This is a genomic window from Streptomyces sp. NPDC015532, assembly GCF_043078065.1.
Lineage (GTDB): Bacteria > Actinomycetota > Actinomycetes > Streptomycetales > Streptomycetaceae > Streptomyces.
In genome coordinates, this window is record NZ_JBIBSY010000004.1 from 167,379 (window position 1) to 192,858 (window position 25,480).

Sequence of the window (25,480 nt, forward strand, 5' to 3'; positions counted from 1 at the left end):
GGCCTGGTGACCGACGTCCGTCGGCATCTCGTGACCGTGACCGACGTAGGCCTCGTGACCCGTGTACGCCTGGTGACCGGAGTGAGGCTGGTGACCGGAGTCCGTCCGCGCCTCCTCGTCCCGGTACTCCCCGTGACCGCGATACCCCTCGTGGCCGACCCCCGTCGCGCCGGCGGCCCCGGGCCCGGCGGACGCGCCGACCGCGCCGAACGCTCCGGGCGGTCCGAACGCCCCCGGCGCCCCGGCCCCCTCAGGCGCACCGGGCGGCCCGGCCGTGCCGAGCGGGGCCGCCGCGGGGGGCGGGCCGACTGCGGCGCCGGTGACGCCGATGACGACGGTGGTGGCCTCGGGGCCACCGGTCGGTCCGTACGTCTTGTACGGCTCGTACCGCGAGCTGCTCACGACGACACGCTCCAGGTTCCGGATCGGGCGACCAGAACCTAGCGGAGCGGTCGTCACTCTCCCAAGCAACGCGGCTACGCTGTGTCGCGACACTGTCCCACCGGGCACCCCCGCCCGGCCGGGAAGAACCCCCGGGACCGTTACGGCTCAGTAATCGAACGCCCGCGCCGTGTTGGCGGAGATCGAGGTCGCCAGCGTGTCCTCGTCGATCCCCCGCACCGCGGCCATGGCGCGCACCGTGACCGGAATGAGATACGGCGCGTTGGGCCGTCCGCGGTACGGCGCGGGCGTCAGGAAGGGCGCGTCGGTCTCGACGAGGACGAGTTCGAGCGGGGCCACGGCCAGCGCGTCGCGCAGCGGCTGGGCGTTCTTGAAGGTCATGTTCCCGGCGAAGGACATGAAGTAGCCGGCGCGGGCGCAGACCGCGGCCATGTCGGCGTCGCCCGAGTAGCAGTGGAACACGGTCCGCTCCGGGGCGCCCTCCTCCGCGAGGACGCGCAGCACGTCCGCGTGGGCGTCGCGGTCATGGATGACCAGGGCCTTGCCGTGCCGCTTGGCGATCTCGATGTGGGCGCGGAAGGACCGCTCCTGCGCCTCCTTGCCCTCGGGCCCGGTGCGGAAGTGGTCGAGGCCGGTCTCGCCGACGCCCTTGACGTGCGGGAGGGCGGCGAGCCGGTCGATCTCCGCGAGCGCCTCGTCCAGCGCGGCCTCGCCCCCCGGCCGGCGGACGCCCTGCCGGGACCAGCCGTCGGGGTCGCCGAGCACGATGCGGGGTGCCTCGTTGGGGTGCAGGGCGACGGTGGCGTGGACGGCGTCGTGCGTGGCCGCCGTCTCGGCCGCCCAGCGCGAGCCCTTCACGTCGCAGCCGACCTGCACGACCGTCGTCACTCCGACCGAGGCGGCCTTGGCGAGGGCGTCCTCGACCGTGCCGGACTGCATGTCGAGATGGGTGTGCGAGTCGGCCACGGGAACGCGCAGGGGCTCGGGGAGCGGCGGTGCGGCGTTCTTGTCGGCGGCGGAGGCGGAGGAAGGCATGCCCCGATCCTACGAAGGGGGCATGCCCGGCCTCACCTCGCGGGGAGCCGGCGGGCGGTCCCGTGCGGGTCCCGCCCGGGGAGGTCAGCCCGCCCGGCGGTGCTGGAAGGGGTGCAGCAGGTCCGACAGATGCCAGTGGTGCGGCTCCTTGGGGGCGTCGGAGGCCCCTGCCTGCGTCTCTCCCGCCGGGCCGTCCTCGGGCCGGCGCGGTACCGGCCGGCGCGGGCGGTACGTCATGGAGTGCATGGAGTCGTGGACGGAGGACACCTGACCGGCGCGCATGATGCGCACCACGTGGCTGTCGCAGTTCAGGCAGGTGGGCCGGCTGAGCGGCGACGGCACGACCTCGCCGTTCGCCACGTACACCACGAACTCGGTGCCTTCCGCGTCGCGGTGGTGTTCGATCTCGTACGACTGCTCCCAGCCGTGCCCGCAGCGCATGCAGGCGAAGGAGTACGACTCGTGGACGACTGCCGTCGCCGTGCCGCGATGCCTGTTCCGTTCGGTGACCTGACCGGCGGCGGTATGGCCGGTCCGTCCTGTGGTCTCACTCATGCCAGCTCCTCTTGTCCGCTGGACAAGCACCTCCGTCGGCGGATTTCCCCCTGGATTCCGCCGATTCGCCGGAGGCGAGGGACGGGTGCGTCCCTTTGTCCAGTGGACGCTTCTCCCGGCGCGAACGCATCCGGCCTGTCGAGTGTTGGAGTCGATTTGGCCTTTCCTTGTCGGAAGGCTCCTGTCACCCGGCCTGATCTTTGCTTTTCACGATAGTCCTTTGCCCTTCTATGGGCCGCTTCGTTCGGCGTTCTTTGCCGCCACGACGGCATCGAAGACGTCCCTCTTGGGAATTCCCGCTTCGGCGGCGACGGCGGCGATGGCCTCCTTGCGCCGCTCCCCCGCCTCCTCGCGCACCCGCACCCTGCGCACCAGCTCGTCGGCGTCCAGGTCCCCGGCGCCCTTCTCGGGGGCTCCCTCGACGACGACGGTGATCTCGCCGCGGACGCCCTCGGCGGCCCAGGCGGCCAGCTCGCCGAGCGGACCGCGCTTGACCTCCTCGTACGTCTTGGTCAGTTCGCGGCAGACGGCGGCGCGCCGCTGGGTGCCGAAGACCTCCGCCATGGCGGCGAGGGTGTCGTCGAGCCGGTGCGGCGCCTCGAAGTAGACGAGCGTGCGGCGTTCCTCGGCCACCTCCCGCAGCCGGGACAAGCGCTCGCCGCCCTTCCTGGGCAGGAAGCCCTCGAAGCAGAAGCGGTCGACGGGCAGGCCGGAGAGCGCGAGCGCGGTGAGCACGGCGGAGGGGCCGGGGACGGCGGTGACCTTGATGTCCTTCTCGACCGCGGCCGCGACCAGCCGGTAGCCGGGATCCGACACGGACGGCATCCCGGCGTCGGTCACGAGCAGGACCCGCGCCCCGCCGACGAGCGCCTCGACGAGTTCCGGGGTCCGGGCGGCCTCGTTCCCCTCGAAGTACGACACGATCCGCCCCGTCGGCTGGATGCCGAGAGCCTGGGTGAGCCGGCGCAGCCTGCGCGTATCCTCGGCGGCGACGACATCGGCCCCGGTCAGTTCCGCGGCCAGCCGTGGCGGCGCGTCGGAGATGTCGCCGATGGGGGTTCCTGCCAACACAAGAATTCCTGTCACGGTCCCATCCTCGCAGGGGCACGGCCCGACAAGCTCATCCGACCGGAAGGCCCCATGCACGGGACTCCCACAGACCTGTTCCCTACGATGGCGCGGTGACCAGTACCGCGTCCTCCACGGACACCCGGCAGGGCCAGGCCGCCGACGCTCGACGGCCGTCGTGGCAGCATCGGCTGCGCCGATTCGGCTACACGGCGCCGCCCCGAAGTGATGTGCGCGACCGGCTCGTACCGCCGTACGCCGAGCCAGGCCCCGGAATCTGGGCCTCGCTCGGTCTGCGCCAGGAGGTCGCCGACCGTTTCAACCGCTGGTCGGGCTGGGTGGGCCCGCTCCTGGTGACCCTGCTCGCCGGGTTGCTGCGGTTCTGGAACCTGGGCAGCCCGAAGGCGGTGATATTCGACGAGACGTACTACGCCAAGGACGCCTGGGCGCTCTTCCACCGTGGTTACGAGGTCAACTGGGCGAAGAACGCCAACGACCTGATCCTCCAGCGGAACGGGCACGTCCCGGTCCCCAGCGACGCCGCCTATGTCGTGCACCCGCCGGTCGGCAAGTACGTCATCGGGCTCGGCGAGTGGATGTTCGGCTTCAACCCCTTCGGCTGGCGCTTCATGACGGCGCTGCTCGGCACGCTGTCGGTGCTGCTGCTGTGCCGGATCGGGCGCCGGCTGTTCCGTTCGACGTTCCTCGGCTGCCTCGCGGGCACGCTGATGGCGGTGGACGGTCTGCACTTCGTGATGAGCCGCACCTCGCTGCTCGACGGTGTGCTGATGTTCTTCGTGCTGGCGGCCTTCGGCTGTCTGGTCGTGGACCGGGACAAGGCGCGGGCGAGACTGGCGGCGGCGCTGCCCGTCGACGCGGACGGCATGGCCCACCCCGACGCGCACCTCGCCGAGACCACCCGGCTGGGCCTGCGGCCCTGGCGCTGGGGGGCGGGCCTGATGCTGGGCCTGGCCATCGGCACCAAGTGGAACGGGCTGTACATCCTCGCCGCGTTCTGCGTGATGGCGGTCCTGTGGGACGTGGCCTCGCGCCGGGTCGCGGGTGCCCGCCACCCCTACGCGGCCTCGCTCCGGCACGACACGGGCCTCGCGTTCCTGGCGACGGTTCCGGTCGCCGTGTCCGTGTACCTGGTCTCCTGGACCGGCTGGATCCTGTCGCCGGACAACGGCAAGGGCGGCTACTTCCGGAACTGGGCCGTGACGGACGGCAGGGGCGGCAACTGGGCCTTCCTCCCGGACTGGCTGCGCAGCCTGTGGCACTACGAGCACGAGGTCTACAAGTTCCACGTCGGGCTGTCGTCGCCGCACACCTACCAGTCCAACCCGTGGAGCTGGCTCGTCCTCGGCCGCCCGGTCTCGTACTTCTACGAGTCCCCGCTGCCCGGCAAGGACGGCTGCCCCTCCGACGCCGGCGACAAGTGCGCCCGTGAGGTGCTGGCGCTCGGCACGCCGCTGCTGTGGTGGGCCGCCTGCTTCGCGATCCTGTACGTGCTGTGGCGCTGGGCCTTCCGCCGCGACTGGCGCGCGGGCGCCATCGCCTGCGCCGTCGCGGCCGGCTATCTGCCCTGGTTCATGTACCAGGAGCGTACGATCTTCTTCTTCTACGCCGTCGTCTTCGTCCCGTTCCTCTGCCTCGCCGTGACGATGATGATCGGCGCGATCCTCGGCCCACCGGGCGCCGGAGAACGCCGCCGCGTCATCGGCGCCGCCGGAGCGGGCGTTCTGGTCCTTCTGATCCTCTGGAACTTCATCTATTTCTGGCCCCTGTACACAGGCACGGCGATCCCCATCGACCAATGGAGATCGCGTATGTGGCTGGATACGTGGGTCTGACGGTTGTCCCGTCCTCACCTCCGCATCCGCAGATCACTTCATCTTTACCGGGAGAACCCGTGACCGTGAGCAAGAACATCAACAACCCCGTGGGCATGGGCGGCGGCAAACGGAAGAGGCTGTCCCGCGCCGAACGGCAGAACAACGGCCCGCACCGCAACCTCGACCGCAAGACCGCTGCCGACCAGAAGGCGGAGCTGGTGCGCAAGATGCGCGAGAAGGCGGGCGCCGGGGGCGCCGGGCAGGCGGGCGACGACACCGCGCAGAGCTGACGCGCCGCCGCCACGGGGCGGCACCGGCCGGTTGGCCGAAAAGGCCCACACAGACGCATCCGTGAACGGCGTTCACGGATGCGTCTCCGTGGTTTGGGCAACAATTCGGCGAAGGTCTGCACCACGAGCCCCACCCGCGCCTAGAGTGCGGGGTGAACCGGCTTTTCTGAACGCGTTCAGAAGTTCGGAGGAGGGTTCACGGGGAGGGATTCGCGCGATGCGCAAGGGGGCCAGGGCTGCCGTCATTGGCAGTGTGTTCGCGGTGATGGTGGGCGGCGCCGGGTACGGCGCCTACAACGTGGTGACCTCGATCAGCGGGGGCGGTTCGACGGGAGGCGGCGGGCCCGCCGCGGTGAAGACCGGACCGCCGAGCGGCGCCGAGGTCAAGGAGACCAGCCGCGCGTTCTTCGCGGCCTGGGAGAAGGGCGACGCGGCCGAGGCGGCCGCGTTGACGAACTACGCGTCGAGCGCCGAGGGGCTGCTCGCCGGCTACCGAGACGACGCGCACCTGACCGACGTGAAGATCACGCCCAGGGCCGCGTCCGGGGCGCGGGTGCCGTTCTCCGTCAAGGCGACGGTGTCGTACGACGGGAAGCGCAAGCCGTTCGCGTACGACTCCGAACTGACCGTCGTCCGCGGCGAGACCACCGGGAAGGCCCTGGTCGGCTGGAAGCCGTCCGTCCTCCACCCGGACCTGAAGGACGGGGACACCCTGGTCACGGGCGAGTCGGCGAGCCCGGCGATCGAGGCCGTGGACCGGAACAACGTTGTCCTGACGAAGGAGAAGTACCCCTCCCTCGGGCCGATCCTGGACGCGCTCCGGGAGAAGTACGGCGACACGGCGGGCGGCACCCCCGGTGTCGAGCTGTCGATCCGGCACGGCGGTGAGGGGAGCGGCGACACGACCCTGGTCACCCTCGCCAAGGGACGGGCGGGCAAGCTCCGTACGACACTCAGCGCGAACGCGCAGGCCGCCGCCGAGAAGGCGGTCACGCAGTACGCAGAGTCCTCCGTGGTGGCGGTGAAGCCGAGCACCGGCGAGGTGCTGGCCGTCGCCAACCACCGGTCGGACGGCTTCAACGCGGCCTTCCTCGGCAAGCTCGCACCCGGCTCCACGATGAAGATCATCAGTGCGGCCACCCTCATCGACAACGGCATCACGACGGCGAACGGGCCCGCGCCCTGCACGCCCACCGGGGTCTGGCAGAGCCAGACCTTCCACAACCTCAAGGGCATGCAGCCGCAGGAGAACGCCACGCTCTCCGACAGCTTCGCCCGCTCGTGCAACACCGCCTTCGTGAACTACGCGGACTCGGTGAAGGTCGACTCGCTGACCAACGAGGCCCAGCAGCGCTTCGGACTCGGGCAGAACAACTGGAAGACCGGCATCGAGTCCTTCGACGGCTCCGTGCCCGCCTCCGGCGGCCCGGACACGGCGGCCAACATGATCGGCCAGGGCCAGGTCCAGATGAACCCGCTGAACATGGCGTCGGTGACCGCCACCGCGATGACGGGCGTCTTCCGGCAGCCGGTCATCGTGCCGCGCTCCCTGGACCAGCGTGAACTGGCCACCGCGAAGGGTCTGTCCAGCGGAACGGTCGCGCAGCTCCGCGCCATGATGAACCGCACGGCCGTCAGCGGCACCGCGGCCCCGGTGATGAGCGCGCTCGGCGGCAGCATCGGGGCCAAGACCGGCTCCGCCGAGGTCGACGGCCAGGCCGGGTCCAACAGCTGGTTCACCGGATACCGCAACGACGTCGCGGCCGCCGCCATGACACAGGAGGGCGGTCACGGCGGACAGGCGGCCGGACCGATCGTCGCAGCTGTGCTACGAACAGGTGGCTGAAGTCGCCGCGCACAGGACGGGACCCTAGGGTGGGGCCTCTCGTTGAGGAGCGAGAGGCGCGGGGGCATCACGGAGCATCACGGGGCACCAGGGGACGGCGGAGGTCACAGGGCTGTGGGCAAGAGAAGGCGCGTCGCCGAGCGACGGAAGACGAAGCAGCCCGCCGTACTCGGCGGGGTGATCGCCGTGGCCGTCGTCGGCGGAGCGCTGGGCGCCTACAGCCTCTACGGCAGCGGGGCGTCGGCCGAGGGGATCACGGCCACCACCCGCAAGGCCGTCAAGACGGGTCCGCTGTCGGCCGCCGAGATCAGCATGGCGTCCACCACCTTCCTGAAGGCCTGGCAGAGCGGCGACGTCACCCGGGCGGCCGCGGCGACCGACGACTCGGCCGCCGCCACGACCACGCTGACCGGCTTCGGCAAGGACGCCCACATCAGCGACGTGACCCTGAAGGGCGGCAAGCGCTCGGGCGCCGACGTCCCCTTCACCGTCAAGGCCGAGGTCACCTACCGCGGCCTGACCAAGCCGCTGTCGTACACCTCGAAGCTGACGGTCGTACGGCGGGCCGAGGACGGCGTGGCCATGGTCGGCTGGAAGCCGTCCGTGGTCCACCCGGACCTCCAGGACGGCGACCGGCTGGTGACCGGCGAGTCCGGAACGCCGCCGGTCACCGCCATCGACCGGCACGGCGGCAAGCTGACCGCCGCCACGTACCCCTCCCTCGGCACGGTCCTCGACGGGCTGCGCGAGAAGTACGGCAAGACGGCCGGCGGCAAGGCGGGCATCGAGCTGCGCGTGGTCCGCAAGACCGCGGCCAAGGGCGCCCAGAAGACCCCCGACAAGACCCTGCTGACGCTCAGCGCGGGCACCCCGGGCAAGGTGCAGACGACGCTCAGCCCGACCCTCCAGGCGGAGGCCGAGCGCCTGGTGGCCGCCAAGCCCAAGGCGTCGGTGGTGCTGATGCGCCCCTCGACCGGCGAGATCCTCGCCGTCGCGAACAGCGGCCACGGCTTCAACACCGCCTTCCAGGGCTCCCTCGCACCCGGCTCCACGATGAAGGTCATCACGGCGTCGATGCTCTTCGAGAAGGGCCTCGCCTCCCCCGACAAGCCCCACCCCTGCCCCAAGACGGCGACGTACGGCGGCTGGAAGTTCCACAACGACGACGACTTCGAGATCAAGAACGGCACCTTCAAGGCGAGCTTCGCGCGGTCCTGCAACACGGCCTTCATCACCCAGGCCAAGAAGCTGAAGGACGACGACCTGACCAAGCAGGCCCAGCAGGTCTTCGGCCTGGGGCTGAACAACTGGGCCATCGGTGTGCCCTCGGCGGACGGCTCGGTGCCGGTGCAGAGCGCCGCGCAGATGGCCGCCGAGCTGATGGGCCAGGGCGGGGTCCGCATGAACCCGCTGAACATGGCGTCCATCGCCTCCACGGTCCAGTCCGGCACCTTCCACCAGCCGTACCTGGTCGCCCCGTCGGTCGACCACCGCACGCTGGCCAAGGCGTCCCGCACGATGTCCGCGACCACGCTCGCCCAGCTGCGCGAGGTCATGCAGTACACGGCCGCCGCCGGCACCGCCGCCGAGGCCATGGCGGGTCTGGGCCCCGACTACGGCGCCAAGACCGGCTCCGCCGAGGTCGACAACCAGGAGCAGCCCAACGGCTGGTTCACGGCGTGGAAGGGCGACCTGGCCGGAGCCGGCGTCGTCCAGCAGGGCGGCCACGGCGGCACCACGGCCGGCCCGATCGTGGCAGCCCTCCTGAAAGCCGGCAACGGCGGCTGACACCCTGCGGGGACTCCCGCGGGCACACCCGGTCCCGAGGGCCGGCCCGGCCCGGCACGGCGTCCCCCGGCCCCGGGACGGGGACCCCGTCGCGTGCGCCGCGCACCGGCCACTAGCGTGCCGTGTATGAACGTCACCGATGAGAACTCCGGCGAGGAGCAGGCCTCCGTCGCGAACGACCTCCACCCCCGTTTCGCCGAGGCGCTGCGGGAGCTGGGCCTCGGGGAGGTGATCGGACGGGTCCGGCGCTTCCCCGACACGGCCCGCACCACCGCCGAGGCGGCCGCGGCGATCGGCTGCGAGCCGAGCCAGATCTGCAAGTCGCTGTTCTTCGCGGCGGACGGGGCTCCGGTGCTGGTGCTGCTGGACGGCTCGGCGCACGTCGGCATGGAGCTCGTGCGGCGGGAGCTGGGCGCCGGGAAACTCACCCGGGCCGGGGTCCACCTCGTACGGGAGTCGACCGGATACGGGCCCGGCGCCGTACCGCCCTTCGGGCACCGCACGAAGATCCGCGTCCTGGTGGACCGTTCACTGCTCGGCCACGCCAGGGTGTGGACCTCGGCGGGCACCCCGTTCACCGTCTTCCCGATGGATCCGAGGGACCTGATCGCCCACGCGGACGGCACGCTGGTGGATGTGCGCGAGCCCGTCGCGTGACACCGCTCGTGCCGCGGCCGTGCCGCTCACCGCGGTCACCCACGCCGGCCGGAACGCCCTCGCGCACCGCGTCGAGGACAAGTACGACTGCGAGTCAACAATCCGCAGGCCCTAACTCTCTTTCCAGGTAATTGCGTTGATGCGACGGTGCAGTGTCCGGGCCCTCGTCGCGGTGTTCCCATACCGTATGCCGAACAGCAAAGCGTCTTTCTTCAGGGCCAGTTGGCGTCCACGCCGGGTCCAACTCCTCCATGGAACACGTATGACGTCCGTCCGTCGGCAACCGACGCTACTGCTAGTGTTCGTGCGGTCACGCTAGGCAACTAGCCATCACGTGTAAGTAATGGAGAACCGAGGGTTCCATGCGCAAGTTTCAGCAGGTCGTGATCGCAGCAGCAGTGGCGGCCGGTGGCCTGTCCGCCATCGGTGCCGGAACGGCTGTCGCCGACACCCAGGACAGCGGACCGCGAGTGTCGGACCTTTACCGCCCCTACCAGGAGTGCAGCCCGCAGACGGTGTCGCAGAACGACATCCCGATCGGAGTGCTCGGCCTGGGCCAGACCCTGGACACCACCTGCGGTCAGTACAACCACGCCTTCACCCGCTGAGGTCGGCGACGTCAGGATCGCTACGGTCGGCACGGGATCCCTTCGGGTGAACCCGAAGGGATCGAATGCCGGCAGCCGGTCGCCTCGGCCTCGGCGCGGGTCGGCCGGATGGAGGGCGAGTACCGCAGGGACGAATCCGGGCGACCCCGGTCGTCGAGCGGCGGAGCTCGCGGAGAGACAAGCCAGGACTTCCACCGGCGGGTGATGCCGGCCTCGGCGAGGGCATCGGGGATGTCGTGCTCGCGTGCCGCCCCCGCGTCATGACGGCGCCGGCCAGGGCCGGCGAAGCCCAGAGGGAGCGGCGCCCGGGGCGCCCGTACTAAGGACACGCATCCTATGTTCAGCAGGAAAAAGATCTCGGCCCTCTCGGGGCTCATCGGCGGACTCGCCGTGACGTCCATGGGCATGACGTACGCGCACGCCGCCGGGGACCCGGCATCGTGCACGCGGAACCTCCAGGGGGACGTCATCTGTGTGCAGCACATCGAAGGCGGGAGCGCCGGGCGCGACGCCATTCCTCATCAGGAGACCTGCATGCCTGTGCAGGCCGTGACGCTGCCCGCCCCCACGGGCAACGGCACGACCCGGCTCGGCCCTCAGGTGACCTGTTCGCCCGCCACGTCCGGAGCGGCCCGACCGGCCGACGGGGAGCGGGAACTGCCCGGCCTTCTCCCCTGAGGAGCACGACGGCCGACCCCCGCCCTATGGCCGAATCGGCGCACTACCCCATAAGGGACTCCGGCGCGACATGGGCGGTAAATGACCGATTGATTACACATAGCGTGCTTACGTTTGTGCAAGTGGTCATTCCAGGCGGTATGCCTGAATCGGGAAAGGGTCATTTATGCGTAAGTTTCAGCGCGCCATGGTCGTAGCCGCGGCCGTCGCGGGTCTCTCCGCCGTCGGCGCCGGCATCAGCTTCGCCGACGGTACCGGCGGCGCGGCTGTACCGGTCGCCGTCGTCGCCAACTCGTCTGCCAGCGCCGTGGCCGTCGGGGGTGGCTACTACCTCCAGCCGCAGGAGCAGGCACAGGAGCAGGCGCAGGCGCTGGAACAGGAGAAGCAGGGCCAGGTTCAGCAGCAGCCGCAGGACCAGGTTCAGCAGCAGGAGCAGGGCCAGCCGCAGGAGCAGGCGCAGCAGCAGGAGCAGGGCCAGCCGCAGGAGCAGGTTCAGCAGCAGGAGCAGGGCCAGCCGCAGGAGCAGGTTCAGCAGCAGGAGCAGGGCCAGCCGCAGGACCAGGTTCAGCAGCAGGAGCAGGGCCAGCCGCAGCAGGTTCAGCAGGAGCAGGGCCAGTCGCAGGACCAGGCGCAGCCGCAGGACCAGGACCAGGGCGACAACGGCTGAGAGCAGAGCCACGAGTCAAGGCCCGCCGCGGCCTCACCCGGCGTCGGGGATACGGACCGAGCGGTGCGCTGAGTGATGGAACGTGGTGCAGGTAGCCCGGACGCCGAGTTCGCGTCCGGGCTACAACCTTCCCGCCGGCGGACAAAGAATTACTTGCTTGAATTTCTCCGCGCGGGCAACGCCGGTCAACACAAGAAACTCCCAATTCTTCACAACAAAGGAATGCAAAAGCATGCTCTTTTCACACAGGACTGCGGCCGTCGCGGCATTCGCCGGAAGCGTCGCGGCCATCTGCCTCGGCGCCACACAGGCGCATGCCGGGGTAAAGCCGGACGACTGCTCCACCGCCCGGGAAGGTGTCGTGTGCGTTCAGAAGAATGACACGTACACCGACAAGGACGGCACGCACGTCATCAAGCAGGACCAGCAGTGCACGATGACAGACCGGCCGAACGTGGTCACGCAGCAGGACCAGCTCGTGGGAAGCGAACCCGCCAAAGTGGGACCGGTCGTGGAGTGCTCCAACACGGCCGAGCTGCCCAAGGGATTCAAGAAGCCGCACTTCGGCAGCTGAGCGCTCACGCGAAATGCTGGTCCGGGGAAGGTTCCCGGACCAGCATTTCGTTTTCGAGGAGGCGGGTCTCCTGCCCGCGGCGGACCAGAGTCCCCCGTCCCCTGCAGGCCCTACGGCACAGCTACGGCCTAACCAAACTTGTTGCTGCAGCCCATCGTCGAGCCCAGCGACGTCTTCTGGGCGCCCGGGCTGCCCTCGCCGCCCAGCAGGTTGCCGCCCAGCCCGTTGCCGATGCCGACCTGGCCGAGGATGTCGAGGTTCAGGTCGTGCGACTGACAGGTGCTGCTCTGCGAGACGTTGAGGCCGCCGATGTCGCCCTTGTCCCAGCCCTGATCTGCGTGGGCGACGCTGACGCCCAGAAGTCCGACGTTTCCGAGGACGGCCATCAGGACAGCGGCCGTGCGGAGCTTGCGCATGTCATCTCCGGAAGAAGTGAGGTGAATGCGATCTGCGAGGGATCGCCTCTATGTGACACGAAGGGCTCAACGGCGCCGGAACGGGATGCCCGGAAGGGGTCCAACGCTGCGCTGCGCCGCCTCGGAAGGGGTTTGGCGCACGTGAAAGGTCCCGGCACTTTGCCTGAGGCCCAGTGCCGGGACCGTTCATGGTCCGGCGTCTTCAACGCCGGAGGGGACTTCAGAAGGCGCTGTTGTTACAACCCATGGTCGAGCCGAGGGAGGTGGACTGGGCGCCCGGGTTGCCTTCGCCGTTGAGGGCGTTGCCCAGCAGGCCGTTCAGCACGCCGACCTGGCCGAGGACGTCGAGGTTCAGGTCGTGCGACTTGCAGTTGGAGCTCTGCGTGACGCTGAACTGGTCGCCGCCTTCGCCGTGACCGCCGGCGTAGGCCGTACCGCCAACGAGCCCGATGCTGCCGATGGCAGCGACCAGGACCGCAACGTTGCGAAGCTTGCGCATTTCATCTCCGTGGGGGGTGAGTTCTTGCGATCTGTGGTAGATCGCGGTTACAGGGCTGAACATTAGCGACAAAGGCCGTGAAATGGACGACAACACGCAGGCTTTATGTCGCCGAGAAAACACCGAAAGCCGTTTCGCGGGACGAGCCGAGCCCGGTCCGTGGTCGTCCGTCAGTGCTGCTGCACGTTGGCGAAGGAATTCGTCTGGCTGTTGGCCTGGGTGCACTCGACGCCCCGGGTCTGGGCCGCGGCGAGCAGGGCGACCGGGACGTTCGCGTCGAGCAGGGTCTGCGGGCTGCACTCCTGGTACGGACGGAACAGGTTGGTCTGCCCCGCCGAAGCGCTCTGCTGCCGCTGCGGCGCTTCGGGAGAGATCCGCGGGCTGAGCTGCGGATTCAGCTGCGGATTGACCTGCGGGGAGACCTGGGTGCCACGCGCCGGTGCCAGCTGCTGGGGAGCCGGCGAGCCATAGCCCTGCGTCGTCGCGTGGGCCGAGGCCGCCGAGGCCGCCTGGGCGTCGGGCTGCGAAACCGGCTGCGGCGCAGCGCCGTTGGGAGCGGACGCGGTGACGGCGGAGCTCGGACCGGCGCCGACGCCGGCCAGACCGCCTGCTGTTGCGGCGACGAGCGCGATCTTGTGAAGCATTCGCATGGGTTCCTCGGCTCTTCAATTGACCTGTGCACGGAAGCTGGTGTGCCGATGCGGCAGCGAGGTCTTCGCTGTCCTCGCTGCTCCATTCGGCTGCGATGGGCCATCCCTGTCGCCCCGTGGGGAACGAAGAAAACACGGCCTCGAAACGGGTGTGGGGGTGTGGTCACCCATTCGGTGCGGCGTGCGAGCCATGACACGCGGATCGGCGGTCGGCAAATGGGTGACGGCCCGTCGGGTGCCGTGACCACGGCGCCGAGATCTCGTTCCTCGGAAGAGAGGGCAGCGGCCGTAAACCACTGACAGGTAAAGACTCCGCTGCCAGCTCCGATACGAAGTCCGCGTGCTCCTCGAGACAACCGTAGCCTCCGGCGCGATGCGAGTGACGCACCAACTGCACGCGTGACCGCATTGATTGCAATGGACTCACATCTCAGGTAACGAAGGGCCGAGGGTTTCATGCGGAAGCTTCACAAGGCCGCGCTCGTCGTCGCAGCGGCCAGCGGTTTGGCCGGCATCGGCGCCGGCGGCAGCTATGCCGACTCACCGGAGGGGCGCCTCAGTACCACCCCGGCAACGGTTCCGGATCAGCCGGCCGCTCCGGCCGCGGCTCCCCAACCAGCCCAACAGGCCGCCCCACAGGCCGCCCCGTCAGGACCACAGCAGACCGGATTCGCCTCGGCCTCGGCCACATCACAGGGAACGGCCCAGGCCTCCAGCTCCTCGAACCCGCAGCAGGCCGCACCCGCACAGTTCGCTCCGGCCGCACCCGCGCAGCCGGCGCAGGTCGCCCCGGCCCAGGCCGCCCCCGCGCAGGTCGTGCCGCAGGTCATGCCGCAGGTCATGCCCCAGGTGGCCCCGCAGGTGGCCGTACCCCAGGTGCTCGGCTCAGAGCCCCCGACGATCGTCGCCCCCCAGGTGAACCCGCAGCTCAACCCTCAGGTGAACCCGCTCGTCAACCCGACGATCACGCCCTCGAGCGCACCTGAACTGGCCCCGGTCGCCCTCGGGCAGATCGCGGCACCTCCCGTCGGGCAACTGGGGCTTCCCCGACTCGGCTGACGGCCCGCCACCTCTGCACATCCCCGCACTTCCTCCAAGGAGCTTCACATGCGCAAGTTGCACAAGGTAGTTCTTCTGAGCGTCCTCCTCGGCAGTGTCGGCTCCTTCGGTGCCAACACCGCTTTCGCCTACGGCGACGAGGGCCACGACAACGACGGCATCGACGTCACGCAGGGCGTCGAGTGCCGCTCGCACGACATGAACATCGAGGTGCTCGGCAGCGTCGGCGCCCTCACCGGCCTGGCCGGCAACCTGCTGAACGGCGAAGGGGCCGCGGGCGCGCAGAAGAGCAACCTCGGTTCCGAGATGGGTTGCAACAGCCGGGCGCTCTGAGCGACCTCCCCCGCGATCTCCGCATCGGGATGCACGGAGGCGGCGCGGACGCGTGAAGCGTTCGCGCCGCCTCCGTTTCCCTTGGGCCCGACGCCGGCCTGCCGTCCGTTTCCGCTTCCGCCCGTTCCTGATGCCTCCGGGCGGCAGCGGCCTTGTGAGGGCGCGGAGGGCGGAGAGGCGCCGGATACCCGTACAGCCCCACCAAGCACGCTCGATGGGGCTGTACCGGTATCCGGGTCAGTGACCTGGGCGGAAGCGGCGGTACAGGACCGCGCCCGCGACGAGGGACACGGCGGCGCCGGCGAGGGCCGGGGCGGCCAGATCCGCTCCTGTGTGGGCCAGCGTGGACATCGCCGTGTCCGGGGTGTCCGGAACGGCCTGCCGGGGGGCCTGGGGCCGCGGCGCCGGGGGCGTCGAGGCCGAGGGTTCGGGGGCCGGAGCCGTTCGGGGGACGTGAGGGTGAGCGTGCTCACCGCCGTTGACCGACTGGTTGCCGACCGCCGGGTTACCCACGCCGACCGCGTTGACGCTGTTCCCGGAGACGTTCACCGGCAGATCGACCGGGAGCTGCAGACCGTTGCCTGAGAGCAGTCCGGGCGAGTCCGTGACGCGGCCGTCGGCCGAGGCACCACCTGACGTGTCCGATCCGCCGTCGGACTCCGCACGGCCGGCCTTGGCCGTGTCCTTGTTCGCGCACACGTTGCCCACGGCCGGGTTGAGCAGCCCCACGACGTCCACCGTGTTGCCGCAGAGGTTCACCGCCGCGGACAGGGGAACCTGGAGGTTGTTCCCGGAGAGCACCCCGGGCGAACCGGCCGCCGCGGCCTCGGCGTCAGCACCGTCGGCCGCGAAGACGGCGGACGCGGGAAGAGCCACGGCCATCGCGCCGGATGCGGCGGCGACGGCGAGCACACGGTTTCGAGCAGCCCGTCTCATAGATCCATACCTTCCTGACATTCTTGCGGGTACTCACCCGCACATCTGCAAACGCCGTAAAGGCAACAGGGTTATGGTGTGCCGCCCTTCAAGTCGCTGCGCTGGGCCAAAAGGTCCCGGCAGATGCCGTCGATCATGTGACGGTCGGTCTGATTGCTCGTTGCTCTTGTCATCGGCACCGCCCCCGCGCAACTCCCCGAGAGGCGCTGTCGCTTCGCCGTTCGACGTGCCACACCTTCCGCTGATTCGCAGGCGACACGGCAGACGGCACTCGCCCACGACTCCACGTTGACCAAGCCTGTGTTGCCCGACAAGGAGACGCCACTGTGCGAATTTCTGATATCCAGCGCTGCGAGGTCCGGCCCGGACGGCTCGTGGAGTGGGGGTTCAGCCCAGCGACCGTCGCGGCCGCGGCGGTGCTGCCCACGGATCCACGGCCGCCGGCGTACATCCAGGAGTCACACATCAGAACGGCGCGGTCGGTGCGCGAGGGCGGCTTGTTCGTCCCGACCTGGCTCGGTACGGCTTTCGACCTGCCCGGCCGAGTCGACCTCGACATGCTGGAACAGGCCCTGCGCGCCTGGACACTGCGCCACGAGACGCTGCGCAGCGGGTTCAGGTGGGTGGGTGACGAGATGCACCGGTTCACGCTCGGCCAGGACGATGTCACGCTCCACCGCGAAGTGGTGGGCGACTTCGCCGACGCGAACCTGCTCGCCGAGCATCTGCAGGGCCGTTTCGACAAGGCGGCAGACGCTCTCGACTGGCCCAACCTCCTCTACGCGGCGGTCGTCCGCGAGGACTCCACCAGCGTGTATCTGGCATTCGACCACACCAACGTCGACGCCTACTCGCTGCAACGCATCCCGTACGAGGTGCAGGAGCTGTACACGGCACATGTCGCGGGGCGGCCCCTCGCCGCCGCACCGGTCGCGAGCTATGTGGACTTCTGCGATCAGGAGCGGGCGAACGCGAACGCCATCGACGACACCCACACGATCGTCACGCGCTGGCGGGAGTTCATCGGCCGGTGCGACGGGCGGCTTCCGGAGTTCCCTGTCGACCTGGGCCTGCGGCCCGGCGACGCGCTGCCCGTCCAGAAGCTCATGCGCGAGCCGCTCGTCGACGCGGACACGGCCGCGGCGTTCGAGACGTACTGCCGGCCCTACGGCGGCAGTCTGGTGGGCGTCCTGGCCGCGACCAGTCTGATCGTCCACGAACTCGGCGGGCAACCGGTCTACCGCACGGTCGTGCCGTTCCACACCCGCCTGAAGTCGACGTGGTCGGACTCCGTGGGCTGGTATGTCGGCGGCGCGCCGATCGAGGTACCCGCGGCACGGGACTTCGACGCCGCGCTCGCCTCGGTCCGGGCCCAGCTGCAAGCCAACCGGTCGTTGGCGCGCGTTCCTCTGGCCCGAGTGCTGCGTCTCCTGGGCGAGGACTTCCGCCCCACATCGCCCGACCTCTACTCCATCGTCTCGTACGTGGACGCCCGCCCCATCCCTGGTTCGACCGTCTGGAGCGGACAGAAGGCGTACGGGCTGCTCCGGGTGTCGTACGGCGATCAGGTGTGCGCCTGGGTCAACCGGCTGCACGAGGGCCTGTGGATCGCGTGCCGCCACCCGGACACGGACATCGCCTCCAAGAACGTACGCCTGTACGTGGAGAAGCTTCGCGAGCTGATCGTCTCCGTCACGCGGTGACGGCCGTGCGCACCGCCCGGACCAGTGCCTGGGCCCGTGCGTCCGCCGTCACGCTCTTGCGGAAACCGTTGGTGACATAGCCGAACGCGATGCCCGACTCGGGATCGGCGAAGCCGAGCGCGCCACCGCGGCCGGGGTGGCCGAAGGAGCCCGGGGACAGCAGCGGCGACGCTCCGCCGTGGAGCATGTAGCCGAGGCCGAACCGGGTGTTGACGACGAGGACCCGGTCGGGTCCGGCGGACTGCTCCGAGCGCGCGGCCGCCAGCGTCCCGGGCGTGAACAGCCGGACGCCGTCCACCTCCCCGATCAGCGCGGCGTAGAAGCGGGCGAGGCCGTCGGCGGTGGCGATGCCGTTCGAGGCCGGGAGGACGGCGGAGCGGTAGGCGGGATCGTTCTCGTCGGGCAGGGGGGTGATCGCGGCGAAGGCGCGACGGGTGAGGGTGCCGGGGTCGGCGTACGCCTCGGAGACCGCTCGCTTGGGGCGGGTCCTGAGGCCGCCCGGCGTGGCCGGTGCCTCGATCTGCGCGACCCGGCCCACCCGGCCGGCCACCGCCTCGGGCAGCCCGACCCACAGGTCGAGGTCCAGAGGCCGGGCCAGCTCCTCCGCGATCCACCGGCCGATCGTGCGTCCGGTGACGCGCCGGACCAGCTCGCCCGTCAGCCAGCTGTACGTCTGCGCGTGGTAGCCGTGCTCGGCACCCGGCGCCCAGACGGGCGTCTGGGAGGCCACGGCCGCGGCCGCGCGGTCCGGATCGGCGGCCTCGGCGGGGGTGAGCGGACGGTCGAGGACGGGCACGCCGGCCCGGTGCGCGAGCAGATGCCGTACGCGCGTGTGCTCCTTGCCGTGCGCCTTGTACTCGGGCCAGTGGGCACCGACCGGCGCGTCCAGGTCGAGCTGTCCCCGCTGGGCGAGCAGCAGGAGTACGGCGGCGGCGACGCCCTTCGTCGCGGAGCGCACGATCTGCGCGGTGTTCCGCTGCCAGGGCTCGGTGCCGTCGACGTCATGGGTGCCGCCCCACAGGTCGACGACCTTGTGCCCGTCGCGGTACACGGTGACGGCGGCGCCCCGGTCCCCCAGCGCCGCGAAGTTGGCCGCGAACGCCTCCCTGACCGGTTCGAAGCCCTCCGCCACTGTGCCGTTCACGTCCACGCCCGCGCTCCCTGTCGCCTCACTGCTGCCGATGATGATGACAACACGCGTCCGCGGCCTTCGATTCCTAGCCCAACAGGATCGTGACCTCGATGTTGCCGCGGGTGGCGTTCGAGTAGGGGCAGACCTCGTGCGCCGCGTCCACGAGTGTGGCCGCCACGTCCTCGTCGACGACGGGGAGCGAGACGCTGAGGGCGACCGCCAGTCCGTAGCCGCGCTGCTTGTTGGGGCCGATCCCGACCTTGGCCGCGACCGTGGAGCCGGAGAGGTCGAGGCCGGCGCGGCGGCCGACCATGACCAGCGCGTTGTGGAAGCAGGCGCTGAATCCGGCCGCGAAGAGCTGCTCCGGGTTCGTGCCGTTCCCGTCGCCGCCCAGCGCCGGCGGCATCGCGACCTTCAGTTCGAGCTGCCCGTCCTGACTGGTCACATAGCCGTTCCGGCCGCCGTGCGCGGTCGCCTCGGCGACATACATGATCTTCGTCGGACGGGTGTCGACAACGGCGCCGTCGGTCACGGCAGGCCTCCCCCGGGGCGGGCAGCAGAAGGTGGCGCACGCATGCATCGTGCACAAGTGCATGGTGCACAAGGTACTGGCTGGTATGGAGCGCGGAAACCCTCGGGGTGCCCCTCGTCGATCATGAGATCCGGCCCCGGCCCCGGCAGGGGCCCGGGCCCGGTGTGTCAGCGTCCGCGTGCCGCCGCGTTCTCCGTGCGTTCGGTGAGCCGGCGCAGTTCCTCGCGCAGGCGCGTGACGTCGGCCTCGCTCAGGCCGGTCGCCGTCAGCAGCGCCTGCGGCACGTCCTCCGCGCGCTCCCTGAGCACCTCCCCGCGCCCGGTCAGCGCGACGCGCACCGAGCGTTCGTCCCGCGCCGAGCGCTCACGGCGTACGAGCCCCGCCGACTCCAGTCGCTTGAGCAGCGGCGACATCGTGCCGTAGTCGAGGTGCAGGGCGGCGCCCAGTTCCTTGACCGTGGTCTCGCCGCGTTCCCACAGGACCAGCAGGACGAGGTACTGCGGGTAGGTGAGGCCGAGCTCCTCCAGCAGCGGACGGTACGCGGCGGTCACGGCCCGCTGGGCGGCGTACAGGGCGAAGCACAACTGGTCGTCGAGCAGCAGCGACCCGGCCGGCGACCCGACGTCCTCTTGTTTCGTCACGCCCCCATTGTCACGGAGCGCGGGTCGAACCCGAAGGGCAGCTCCAGACGATGGCCGCGCATGAGCTCGTCGTCGGAGAGGAGGTCGCCGGTCCCGCCGTCGGCGACGATCACGCCGTCGCTCAGGACGAGGGAGCGGGGGCACAGTTCGAGGGCGTACGGCAGGTCGTGGGTGACCATCAGGACCGTGACGTCCAGCGAGCGCAGGATGTCGGCGAGTTCGCGCCGGGAGGCGGGGTCGAGGTTGGAGGAGGGCTCGTCGAGGACGAGGATCTCCGGCTCCATCGCGAGCACGGTCGCGACGGCGACCCGGCGCCGCTGCCCGAAGGACAGGTGGTGCGGAGGGCGGTCGGCGAAGGCCTCCATGCCGACGCGCTCCAGCGCCGTGCGCACGCGCGCCTCCAGCTCGGCGCCCTTGACGCCCGCGGCGGCCGGCCCGAAGGCCACGTCCTCGCGCACGGTCGGCATGAAGAGCTGGTCGTCCGGGTCCTGGAAGACGATGCCGACCCGGCGCCGGATCTCCGCCATGTGCCGCTTGCCGACCGGGAGCCCGGCGACCGTCACCGTTCCGGCGCCGCCGGTCAGGATGCCGTTGAGGTGCAGGACGAGGGTGGTCTTGCCGGCGCCGTTCGGGCCGAGCAGGGCGACGCGCTCACCGCGCCCGATCCGGAAGTCCACGCCGAACAGGGCCTGGTGCCCGTCCGGGTAGGCGAACGCGAGGCCGGAGACCTCCAGAGAGGGTGCGGCAGTCATCACAGCGTCCATCCCAACAGACATACGACAAGGGCGGCGAACGGAAGGGCGAGGGCGTACGACCACTGCGCCCGGGACGCGGTCACCTCGTCGATGACGGGCATGGAACCGGCGTACCCGCGGCTCACCATGGCCAGGTGCACGCGTTCCCCACGTTCGTAGGAGCGGATGAACAGCGCGCCCGCCGACTTCGCGAGCACCCCCCAGTGCCGCACTCCACTCGCCTCGAAGCCGCGCGACTCCCGCGCGATCCGCATGCGCCGCATCTCGTCGGTGATGACATCTCCGTAGCGGATCATGAAGGAGGCGATCTGCACGAGGAGCGGCGGGAGTTTCAGCCGCTGGAGGCCGAGGAGCAGTTCCCGCAGTCCGGTCGTGGAGGCCAGCAGGACCGAGGCGGCGACGCCGAGGGTGCCCTTGGCGAGGACGTTCCAGGCGCCCCACAGGCCGTTGACGCTCAGGGACAGTCCCAGCACGTCCACCCGTTCGCCCTCCGCCACGAACGGCATCAGCACCGCGAACGCGACGAACGGGATCTCGATCAGGAGCCGTCTCAGCAGGACGCCCGCCGGGACGCGGGCCCGGTGGGCGACCACCGCGAGCAGCACGGCGTACAGCGCGAACGCCCACATGGCCTCGCGCGGGGTGGAGACGACCACGACCACGAAGGCGAGGGTGGCGGCGAGTTTGGTGTGCGGCGGCAGCGCGTGCACGGGCGAGTCCGCGTGCCGGTACAGCTTGTGCGTGTGGCCGGCCCCCACCTCAGACGCCTTCCGGCACGGAGACGGGCGAGGTGTCGGCCGTACGGCGCCTGCGGACCGCCCAGAAGACGCCGGTACCCGCGACGACGGTGACGCCGACGCCGATCACCCCGGCGAGACCACCGGAGAGGCGGGCGTCGGAGACGTCCTTGACGCCGTATCCGGCGAGCGGCGAGTCGTCGGAGGCGTGCGCCTTCGCCTTGGCGTCGATGCCCTTGTCCTTGGCGACCTTCTCCAGGCCGTCGGGGCTCGCGGAGGCGTAGAAGCTGACGAATCCGGCGAGGACGAGGGAGGTGACCAGGCCGGTGATCCACACCTTGCGGTGCGAGGAACGGGCCGCGACGGGGGCGGGGGCAGCCGCGGGCGTGTCTACGAGTTCCCCGTTCACCCGCAGCTTGAGGCGCTGCTGGAGGCCGCGGGCCCCGTGGACGAGGTCGGGCCGTACGGCGATGACGGCGCCGACGGTGAGCGCCGTGATCACGGCCTCGCCGATGCCGATGAGGACGTGGACGCCGACCATGGCCGTGGCGACCTTGGAGAGCGCGATGTCGGTGGTGCCGCCGACCGCGTAGATGAGGGTGAAGGCGACCGCGGCGGCCGGGACGGAGAGCAGCGCGGCGACGAAGGACGCGACGGTGACCGAGCGGCGCTTGCGGGGCAGCACCGTCACCAGGCCGCGGAAGACGGCGTACGAGACGACCGTGGTGACGATCGCCATGTCGGTGATGTTCACGCCGAGCGCGGTGAGGCCGCCGTCCGCGAAGAGGATTCCCTGCATGAGCAGGACGACGGAGACGCAGAGGACACCGGTGAAGGGGCCGACGAGGATCGCGGCGAGGGCGCCTCCGAGCAGATGTCCGCTGGTCCCCGCGGCGACCGGGAAGTTCAGCATCTGCACGGCGAAGATGAAGGCGGCGACGAGGCCGGCGAGCGGCGCGGTGCGTTCGTCGAGTTCACGACGGGCACCTCGCAGGCTCACGGCGACGGCGCCTGCGGCGACCACACCTGTGACCGCGGAGACCGGGGCGTTGATGAATCCGTCAGGAACATGCACCGTCCGATGATAATGCCTTGTTGCGAATGACTTGCAAGAGCGGGAAAGTGCGAACAGTCGGCGACAGGCAGGCGCACGGGAGCAGTTCGCGGGCGCGGGAGGCTTCACGGGCGCGGGAGGCGTGGACCGCCGCACGGCGGATGTGACCGCCGCGCACATGGACGCGCCGCGACCGGGCAGGCGTTCCCCGAGGGCGGGTCACGGACAGCCGGAGAGCGGTTTCCGCGAGATGTGCGACATTGGAATGGTGACGGAATTCACATCTTCCGCATAGGTGACGCAGTGTAAGGAGTCGGTCCATGAACGCCGTCGAACAGTACGCCCGCGCTCATATCGTGACCGACACCGCCGACTCCGCCGACGACGAACACCGGGCCGTCCCCGTGGCGCTCCGGTACGACCCGGAGGCCGACCCCCGCCAGGTGCGCATCACGCTGCCCGGTCCCCACGAGTGGACCTTCGACCGCGAACTCCTGGAACAGGGTCTGCGGGTCCCCGTCAACAACGGCAATGTCCGCATCTGGCCGTGCGGCCGCGTCCAGGCCGTCCTGGAGTTCCACTCGGCGCAGGGAGTGGCGGTCGTGCAGCTCGACACGAAGGCGCTCATGCGCTTCCTCCGTCGGACGTACACGGCGGCCACGCCGGTGGCTCACTGAAGAACGCCACTGAGGAAGACCGCTGAAGACCGCCACTGAACGACGCACGTGAGGGACCTCGCCGAGAAGTCGGCGAGGTCCCTCACGTGCAACGGACGGACCGGGAAGGGCCCGGGGGCCCGGGAGTCAGACCCCGACGAGCTTCCGGTCGTCGTCGCCGTCACGCGCCTTCTCGTCGAGCGCGCGCAGGCCCTCGCCCTCGACGTCGACGTTCGGCAGCACGCGGTCCAGCCACTTCGGCAGCCACCAGGCCCGCTTGCCGAGCAGCGCGAGCACCGCCGGGACGAGTGCCATCCGTACGACGAACGCGTCGAAGAAGACGGCGATGGCCAGACCGAAGCCGATCATCTTGATCATCGACTCGCTGGAGCCGATGAACCCGGAGAAGACGGCGATCATGATGACGGCGGCGGCCGTGACGACCCGTGCGCCGTGCTTGAACCCGGTCACGATCGCCTGGCCGGGCTTCTCGCCGTGGACGAAGGCCTCGCGCATCCGCGTCACGAGGAACACCTCGTAGTCCATGGCCAGACCGAAGACGACACCCACCATGAAGATCGGCATCATCGACATGATCGGGCCGGTCTCCTCGACGCCCATCAGGCCGGACAGCCAGCCCCACTGGAACACCGCGACGACCGCGCCGAGGGCCGCCATCACGCTGAGCAGGAAGCCGAGCGCCGCCTTCAGCGGAACGAGGATCGAGCGGAACACCACGATCAGCAGCAGGAAGGCGAGGCCGACCACGAGCGCGAGATACGGGATCAGCGCGTCGTTGAGCTTCTGCGAGAAGTCGATGTTCATGGCCGTGGAGCCGGTGACCAGCACCGTGGCGTCCGTCTCGGCCTTGATGCCGGCGCCCGCGCCGCGGATCGTGTGGACCAGGTCCTCGGTCGTGACGGAGGACGGCTTCGAGTCGGCGATCACCGTGATCATCGCGGTGTCCCCGGCCTTGTTGGGGGCCGCCGGGCTGACGCTCACGACACCCTTGAGGTCCTCGATCTCGTCGTGCACCGTGCTGAACGCCGTCTTGGGTTGATCGCTCGCCTTGGCGTCGACGACGACCATCAGCGGGCCGTTGAAACCGGGACCGAAGCCGTCGGAGAGCAGGTCGTAGGCACGGCGCTGGGTCGTGGACGTCGGCTGCGAACCGTCGTCGGGCAGACCGAGCTGGAGCGAGGCCGCAGGAACCGCGGCGGCTCCGAGGCCGACCACGCCGAGCAGCAGCACCGCGAGCGGGCGGCGGACGACGAAGCTCGCCCAGCGGGTGCCCATGTTGGGCTTGCCCGCCTTCTTCGCGGCGCGTCCGCCACCGAGAAGCCTGCTCTTCTGGCCGGCCGGCTGGACCCTGCGGCCCGCGTATCCGAGCAGCGCGGGGATCATCGTCAGGGCGATGAGGACGGCGATGGCGACCGTGCCCGCCGCGGCGACACCCATCTTCGTGAGCATCGGGATGTTGACGACCGACAGTCCGACCAGCGCGATCACGACGGTCAGCCCGGCGAAGACCACGGCCGAGCCCGCCGTACCGACAGCCCGTCCGGCCGCTTCCTCGCGTTCTCGTCCCTCGGCCAGCTCGGCCCGGTAGCGGGAGACGATGAAGAGCGCGTAGTCGATACCGACCGCCAGGCCGATCATCATCGCGAGGGTGGACGTGGTGGAGCCGAGGTCGAGCACGCTGGCGAGCGCGGTGATCGTCGAGACGCCGATGCCGACGCCGACCAGCGCGGTCAGCAGGGGCAGTCCGGCCGCGATGAGCGAACCGAAGGTGATGACGAGGACGACCGCGGCGATCGCGATGCCGATGATCTCGCTGGACCCGGTCTCGGGCGTCGCCTGGAGCGCGTCACCGCCCACCTCGACGGTCAGCCCGGAGTGCCGCGCGTCCGCCGCGGCCGCCTTCAGGGCGTCCTTCGAGGCGTCCTTCAGCTCCATGCCGGAGACGTCGTACTTCACCGAGGCGTAGGCGACCGTCCCGTCCTTGCTCACGGCGTGGGCCTTGAACGGGTCGGTGACGGAGGTGACCTCGGAACCGGTGCCGAGCACCTTGACGGCCTGCTCGACCGTCGCCTTGTTGTCCTTGTCCGCCATCTTCTCGCCGGCGGGTGCCTTGAAGACGACCCGTGCGGTCGCTCCGTCGGCGCTCATTCCGGGGAAGCGGCTCTCCAGCAGGTCGAAGGCCTTCTGCGCCTCGGTGCCGGGGATCGAGAAGGAGGACGATCCCGCGACGGGCGCGGAGGCGGCGCCGACACCCGCGAGCGTCAGCAGGGCCACCCATATCAGGGCGGCGAAGTGCCGTCGCCGGAAGGCGAGTCGGCCGAGTTTGTAGAGGAACGTGGCCACGAGGGCGTAC

General features: G+C 70.2%; 27 protein-coding genes. 12 read left to right on the top strand and 15 right to left on the bottom strand.

The genetic code is table 11. The features are described from left to right. Nucleotides 1-549: 549 nt before the first annotated feature. From ACF07B_RS15185 to rsmI, 3 genes are all read right to left on the bottom strand, one after another. Nucleotides 550-1,437, bottom strand: a complete 888-nt coding sequence (locus tag ACF07B_RS15185) for a TatD family hydrolase (protein WP_362404840.1) — start codon at nt 1,435-1,437, stop codon at nt 550-552. 84 nt (nt 1,438-1,521) lie between these two features. After that, a complete protein-coding gene (locus ACF07B_RS15190) occupies nt 1,522-1,992 on the bottom strand; it encodes a hypothetical protein (protein ID WP_392179287.1) in 471 nt (156 codons plus the stop codon). 228 nt (nt 1,993-2,220) lie between these two features. Next, entirely contained in the window at nt 2,221-3,078 is an 858-nt protein-coding gene (gene rsmI, locus ACF07B_RS15195) for a 16S rRNA (cytidine(1402)-2'-O)-methyltransferase (RefSeq protein WP_392179288.1), read from the bottom strand. Between the two features lie 95 nt (nt 3,079-3,173). Here rsmI and ACF07B_RS15200 point away from each other — a divergent pair, with 95 nt between their 5' ends. From ACF07B_RS15200 to ACF07B_RS15230, 7 genes are all read left to right on the top strand, one after another. After that, nucleotides 3,174-4,913 (top strand): dolichyl-phosphate-mannose--protein mannosyltransferase, encoded by a 1,740-nt coding sequence (locus tag ACF07B_RS15200; RefSeq protein WP_392179289.1) that lies wholly within the window; start codon nt 3,174-3,176, stop codon nt 4,911-4,913. A gap of 59 nt (nt 4,914-4,972) precedes the next feature. Then, the gene (locus ACF07B_RS15205) at nt 4,973-5,185 is read left to right on the top strand and encodes a DUF6243 family protein (RefSeq protein WP_392179290.1); all 213 of its coding nucleotides are present in this window, start codon (nt 4,973-4,975) and stop codon (nt 5,183-5,185) included. Nucleotides 5,186-5,402: 217 nt separating this feature from the next. Further along, nucleotides 5,403-7,031, top strand: coding sequence for a penicillin-binding transpeptidase domain-containing protein (locus ACF07B_RS15210; RefSeq protein WP_392179291.1), 1,629 nt, complete (start codon nt 5,403-5,405; stop codon nt 7,029-7,031). A gap of 114 nt (nt 7,032-7,145) precedes the next feature. Beyond that, nucleotides 7,146-8,819: a penicillin-binding transpeptidase domain-containing protein gene (locus ACF07B_RS15215; RefSeq protein WP_392179292.1), complete on the top strand. Its 1,674-nt coding sequence runs from the start codon at nt 7,146-7,148 to the stop codon at nt 8,817-8,819. Nucleotides 8,820-8,945: 126 nt separating this feature from the next. Then, nucleotides 8,946-9,476, top strand: a complete 531-nt coding sequence (locus ACF07B_RS15220) for a YbaK/EbsC family protein (RefSeq protein WP_392179293.1) — start codon at nt 8,946-8,948, stop codon at nt 9,474-9,476. A 362-nt stretch (nt 9,477-9,838) separates the two neighbouring features. Beyond that, on the top strand, nt 9,839-10,084 hold the full coding sequence (locus ACF07B_RS15225) for a hypothetical protein (RefSeq protein WP_369483599.1): 246 nt from the start codon (nt 9,839-9,841) through the stop codon (nt 10,082-10,084). 336 nt (nt 10,085-10,420) lie between these two features. After that, nucleotides 10,421-10,762, top strand: a complete 342-nt coding sequence (locus ACF07B_RS15230) for a hypothetical protein (protein WP_369483598.1) — start codon at nt 10,421-10,423, stop codon at nt 10,760-10,762. Nucleotides 10,763-10,922: 160 nt separating this feature from the next. On the opposite strand, the gene ACF07B_RS15235 is transcribed toward ACF07B_RS15230, so the two are convergent. Beyond that, nucleotides 10,923-11,441 carry a hypothetical protein gene (locus ACF07B_RS15235; RefSeq protein ID WP_392179294.1) on the bottom strand — a complete coding sequence of 173 codons (519 nt, stop codon included), beginning with the start codon at nt 11,439-11,441 and terminating at the stop codon, nt 10,923-10,925. A gap of 220 nt (nt 11,442-11,661) precedes the next feature. Between ACF07B_RS15235 and ACF07B_RS15240 the strand changes: the two genes are divergently transcribed. Continuing rightward, on the top strand, nt 11,662-12,003 hold the full coding sequence (locus tag ACF07B_RS15240) for a hypothetical protein (RefSeq protein WP_392179295.1): 342 nt from the start codon (nt 11,662-11,664) through the stop codon (nt 12,001-12,003). 128 nt (nt 12,004-12,131) lie between these two features. Here the strand turns inward: ACF07B_RS15240 and ACF07B_RS15245 are convergent, their stop codons facing one another. From ACF07B_RS15245 to ACF07B_RS15255, 3 genes are all read right to left on the bottom strand, one after another. Further along, nucleotides 12,132-12,419: a hypothetical protein gene (locus ACF07B_RS15245; RefSeq protein ID WP_392179296.1), complete on the bottom strand. Its 288-nt coding sequence runs from the start codon at nt 12,417-12,419 to the stop codon at nt 12,132-12,134. 220 nt (nt 12,420-12,639) lie between these two features. Further along, on the bottom strand, nt 12,640-12,918 hold the full coding sequence (locus ACF07B_RS15250; RefSeq protein ID WP_369483594.1) for a hypothetical protein: 279 nt from the start codon (nt 12,916-12,918) through the stop codon (nt 12,640-12,642). A gap of 170 nt (nt 12,919-13,088) precedes the next feature. Next, nucleotides 13,089-13,568 (bottom strand): hypothetical protein, encoded by a 480-nt coding sequence (locus tag ACF07B_RS15255; RefSeq protein ID WP_369483593.1) that lies wholly within the window; start codon nt 13,566-13,568, stop codon nt 13,089-13,091. Between the two features lie 456 nt (nt 13,569-14,024). Here ACF07B_RS15255 and ACF07B_RS15260 point away from each other — a divergent pair, with 456 nt between their 5' ends. Together ACF07B_RS15260 and ACF07B_RS15265 are read left to right on the top strand one after the other, a co-directional pair. After that, nucleotides 14,025-14,627 (top strand): hypothetical protein, encoded by a 603-nt coding sequence (locus ACF07B_RS15260; protein ID WP_392179297.1) that lies wholly within the window; start codon nt 14,025-14,027, stop codon nt 14,625-14,627. 48 nt (nt 14,628-14,675) lie between these two features. Beyond that, nucleotides 14,676-14,960, top strand: coding sequence for a hypothetical protein (locus ACF07B_RS15265; protein ID WP_369483591.1), 285 nt, complete (start codon nt 14,676-14,678; stop codon nt 14,958-14,960). Between the two features lie 237 nt (nt 14,961-15,197). Here ACF07B_RS15265 and ACF07B_RS15270 read toward each other — a convergent pair whose 3' ends face one another. Further along, on the bottom strand, nt 15,198-15,896 hold the full coding sequence (locus ACF07B_RS15270; protein ID WP_392179298.1) for a chaplin: 699 nt from the start codon (nt 15,894-15,896) through the stop codon (nt 15,198-15,200). 326 nt (nt 15,897-16,222) lie between these two features. Here ACF07B_RS15270 and ACF07B_RS15275 point away from each other — a divergent pair, with 326 nt between their 5' ends. Beyond that, nucleotides 16,223-17,599 carry a condensation domain-containing protein gene (locus ACF07B_RS15275; protein ID WP_392179299.1) on the top strand — a complete coding sequence of 459 codons (1,377 nt, stop codon included), beginning with the start codon at nt 16,223-16,225 and terminating at the stop codon, nt 17,597-17,599. Here the strand turns inward: ACF07B_RS15275 and ACF07B_RS15280 are convergent. The 6 genes from ACF07B_RS15280 to ACF07B_RS15305 form a co-directional block, all read right to left on the bottom strand. After that, the gene (locus ACF07B_RS15280; RefSeq protein ID WP_392179300.1) at nt 17,589-18,749 is read right to left on the bottom strand and encodes a serine hydrolase domain-containing protein; all 1,161 of its coding nucleotides are present in this window, start codon (nt 18,747-18,749) and stop codon (nt 17,589-17,591) included. The genes ACF07B_RS15275 and ACF07B_RS15280 overlap by 11 nt on opposite strands. Nucleotides 18,750-18,816: 67 nt before the next feature. Next, nucleotides 18,817-19,221 (bottom strand): organic hydroperoxide resistance protein, encoded by a 405-nt coding sequence (locus tag ACF07B_RS15285; protein WP_392179532.1) that lies wholly within the window; start codon nt 19,219-19,221, stop codon nt 18,817-18,819. 209 nt (nt 19,222-19,430) lie between these two features. Next, nucleotides 19,431-19,904: a MarR family winged helix-turn-helix transcriptional regulator gene (locus ACF07B_RS15290; protein ID WP_392179301.1), complete on the bottom strand. Its 474-nt coding sequence runs from the start codon at nt 19,902-19,904 to the stop codon at nt 19,431-19,433. Beyond that, nucleotides 19,901-20,656 (bottom strand): energy-coupling factor ABC transporter ATP-binding protein, encoded by a 756-nt coding sequence (locus tag ACF07B_RS15295; protein ID WP_369483586.1) that lies wholly within the window; start codon nt 20,654-20,656, stop codon nt 19,901-19,903. Before ACF07B_RS15295 ends, ACF07B_RS15290 begins: the two co-directional genes overlap by 4 nt. Next, on the bottom strand, nt 20,656-21,417 hold the full coding sequence (cbiQ, locus tag ACF07B_RS15300) for a cobalt ECF transporter T component CbiQ (protein ID WP_392179302.1): 762 nt from the start codon (nt 21,415-21,417) through the stop codon (nt 20,656-20,658). The genes ACF07B_RS15295 and cbiQ overlap by 1 nt, the downstream gene beginning before the upstream one ends. Before the next feature lies 1 nt (nt 21,418). Beyond that, nucleotides 21,419-22,471, bottom strand: a complete 1,053-nt coding sequence (locus tag ACF07B_RS15305; protein WP_392179303.1) for an energy-coupling factor ABC transporter permease — start codon at nt 22,469-22,471, stop codon at nt 21,419-21,421. Between the two features lie 299 nt (nt 22,472-22,770). On the opposite strand from ACF07B_RS15305, the gene ACF07B_RS15310 reads away from it, so the two are divergent. Beyond that, a complete protein-coding gene (locus tag ACF07B_RS15310; RefSeq protein WP_369483583.1) occupies nt 22,771-23,127 on the top strand; it encodes an SsgA family sporulation/cell division regulator in 357 nt (118 codons plus the stop codon). 126 nt (nt 23,128-23,253) lie between these two features. Here the strand turns inward: ACF07B_RS15310 and ACF07B_RS15315 are convergent, their stop codons facing one another. Beyond that, nucleotides 23,254-25,470, bottom strand: coding sequence for an MMPL family transporter (locus ACF07B_RS15315; protein WP_384232791.1), 2,217 nt, complete (start codon nt 25,468-25,470; stop codon nt 23,254-23,256). Between the last annotated feature and the right edge of the window lie 10 nt (nt 25,471-25,480).